This window comes from Mycobacterium sp., from assembly GCF_035603715.1.
GTDB lineage: Bacteria > Actinomycetota > Actinomycetes > Mycobacteriales > Mycobacteriaceae > Mycobacterium.
Genome location: NZ_DATNJW010000164.1, coordinates 1 through 2,743 on the forward strand (window position 1 = coordinate 1; position 2,743 = coordinate 2,743).

Annotated in this window: 3 protein-coding genes and 1 pseudogene; 1 reads left to right on the forward strand and 3 read right to left on the reverse strand. The window is 66.9% G+C overall.

Going from position 1 to position 2,743, the window contains the following annotated elements:
- Positions 1-291 (reverse strand): fumarylacetoacetate hydrolase family protein (locus VN856_RS07355; RefSeq protein ID WP_325687604.1); only part of this gene is annotated, 291 nt, incomplete at its 3' end.
- 94 nt (positions 292-385) lie between these two features.
- Here VN856_RS07355 and VN856_RS07360 point away from each other — a divergent pair.
- Positions 386-1,462, forward strand: a pseudogene (locus VN856_RS07360) (MFS transporter); the annotation flags it as partial.
- Positions 1,463-1,595: 133 nt separating this feature from the next.
- On the opposite strand, the gene VN856_RS07365 reads toward VN856_RS07360, so the two are convergent.
- On the reverse strand, positions 1,596-2,612 hold the full coding sequence (locus tag VN856_RS07365) for a 3-isopropylmalate dehydrogenase (protein WP_325687606.1): 1,017 nt from the start codon (positions 2,610-2,612) through the stop codon (positions 1,596-1,598).
- The coding region (locus tag VN856_RS07370; protein WP_325687608.1) for a hypothetical protein at positions 2,609-2,743 on the reverse strand (135 nt) is incomplete at its 5' end. The genes VN856_RS07370 and VN856_RS07365, both read right to left, overlap by 4 nt.

Sequence of the window (2,743 nt, forward strand, 5' to 3'; positions counted from 1 at the left end):
GACATTCGGTCCGACGATCGCGGTGTTGGGTTTGAGGAAGATCACCGGATCGGCCGGCGCCTCGCCGCCCATCTCGGCGATGTGGTCGGCGTAGTTCTTGCCGATGCAGACCACCTTGCTGGCCAGGATCGGGGCCAGCAATCGGACATCGGCCAGCGGCCAGGAGCGACCTGTGAAAGTCGGGGTGCCGAACGGATGCTCGGCGATCTCGCGGGCGGTCAGCTCGTCGTGCTCGCCCTCGATGGAGACGAACGCGACGCCATCGGGACTGGCAATTCGACCAAGGCGCATTCGCCTGAGCCTAGTGAGCGCCGATCGAGGGCGGCGCAGCCGGGCCCTCGCCGCTTCGGCCCCAGCAATCACATGGCTGTGCGAGCATGGATCGATGCCGACGGACCCGACCGGCACAGTCGGAATCAGCGCGGGCCGACGCTGGTCAATCGTCGTCGTCTCACTTCTCGTGACCGCGAGCGCGTTCATCTTCATCAACGGCGTCGCTTTCCTGATCCCCGCGCTGGAAGAAGACCATGGCACTCCGTTGGCCGAGGCCGGGTTGCTGTCGTCGATGCCGAGCTTCGGCATGGTGGCGACGCTGATCCTGTGGGGCTATCTGCTCGACCGGGTCGGCGAACGCATCGTGCTGACGGTCGGCTCCGCGCTGACCGCGGTGGCCGCTTACGCGGCAACCACGGTCCACACGATGGTGTCTTTCGCCGCTCTGCTGTTCGTCGGCGGTATGGCGGCCGCCAGCTGTAATTCCGCGGGCGGCCGGCTGGTGTCCGGATGGTTCCCGCCCGAGCAACGCGGTCTGGCGATGGGCGTCCGCCAGACCGCGCAGCCGCTCGGAATTGCCTTGGGTGCCCTCGTCATTCCCGAACTCGCCGAGCGCAGCAAGTCCGCGACCGCGGCCCTGATCTTTCCGGCCATCCTGTGCGCGGTGTCGGCGGTGCTCAGCGTCGTGGCCATCACCGACCCGCCACGCAAGGAATGGGACGAGGCCACCAAAGAGGAGCGGGCCAACCCGTACCGCGGATCGTGGGTACTGCGGCGGATCCACGCCGTCTCGGCGCTGCTGATGGTGCCGCAGACGGTGACCGTGACATTCATGCTGATCTGGCTGATCAACATCTACCACTGGTCGATCACCTCGGCAGGCGGGCTCGTCACGCTGTCCCAGCTCCTCGGGGCGGTGGGCCGGGTCCTGGTCGGCCGGTGGTCCGACCGGGTCGGGTCGCGGCTGCGTCCGGTCCGCATCATTGCCGTCGTGGCGGTTTTCGTCCTCGCGGGTTTGGCGCTCGCCGACCAGCTGCGCTCGTCGATCGCCGTACCGCTGATGGTCGCGGCCTCCGTGGTCGCGGTGCTCGACAACGGACTGGAATCCACCGCGATCACCGAATACGCCGGACCGTTCTGGAGTGGGCGCTCTCTGGGCCTGCAGAACACCTACCAACGGTTGATGGCAGCCGGCGCGCCACCGGCCTTCGGTGAGCTGATCGCCGACCACGGTTATCCGCCCGCATTTCTTGTCTGCGGGCTGTTCCCACTGCTGGCGGTGCCGATCGTGCCGGCCAAAACGTTGCCGCCCGGCCTGGAAACTAGAGCGCGGACGCTATCCTTTCGCCGACTTCGGCGGTGGATATCTTTCCGGTCGGGCGACTGGCCAGATGGGACGCCACGGCCCGGTCCACTCGCGCGGCGGCAGCGTCTTCGCCGACGTGGGAAAGCAGCAGCGCCACCGACATGATCGCGGCGGTCGGATCGGCGATCCCCTTACCGGCGATGTCGGGTGCGCTACCGTGCACCGGCTCGAACATCGACGGGTTGGTCCGGGTGGCGTCGATGTTGCCGCTGGCCGCCAGCCCGATACCGCCGCATACCGCAGCGGCCAAATCCGTGATGATGTCGCCGAAGAGGTTGTCGGTGACGATCACATCGAAACGGCCCGGATCGGTGACCAGATGGATGGTCGCCGCGTCGACGTGCTGATAGGCCACCTCGACGTCCGGATACTTCTCGCCGATTTCCTGCACGGTCCGCGACCACAGTGATCCGGCGAACGTCAGCACATTCGTCTTGTGCACCAGGGTCAGATGCTTGCGACGTTGCCTCGCACGTTCGAACGCGTCCGCTACGACGCGGCGGACACCGAACGCTGTGTTGACGCTGACTTCGGTGGCGACCTCATGCGCGGTGCCGGTCCTGATCGCACCGCCGGTGCCGGTGTATGGACCCTCGGTGCCCTCGCGGATCACCACAAAGTCGATGTTGGTGCCGGGCTCGACCCTCAGCGGGCTGCGCACGCCCGGATACAGTCGCGCCGGCCGCAAGTTGACGTGATGGTCCAACTCGAAGCGCAGCCGCAGCAGCAGGCCTCGCTCGAGCACGCCGCTGGGCACCGATGGATCCCCGATCGCACCGAGCAGGATCGCGTCATGCGCCCGCAATTCGCCAAGCGCCGAATCGGGCAGCACCTCGCCGCTGGCATGAAAGCGCTTGGCCCCCAAGTCATAACTGGTCTTCTCCACCCCGGGGAGCACCGCGTCGAGAACCTTGACCGCTTCGGTCACCACCTCCGGACCGATGCCGTCACCGGGGATGATCGCCAGTTTCACGACAGGTCAACGACTTCGAGTTTGTTGGCGGCGACGGCAGAGGCGATCTCCGCGCGAACGTCGGCGGGCACGTCGCGATCCAATCGCAGCAGGATCGTCGCGCCCGGCCCCTCAGCATCCTCGGACAGCTG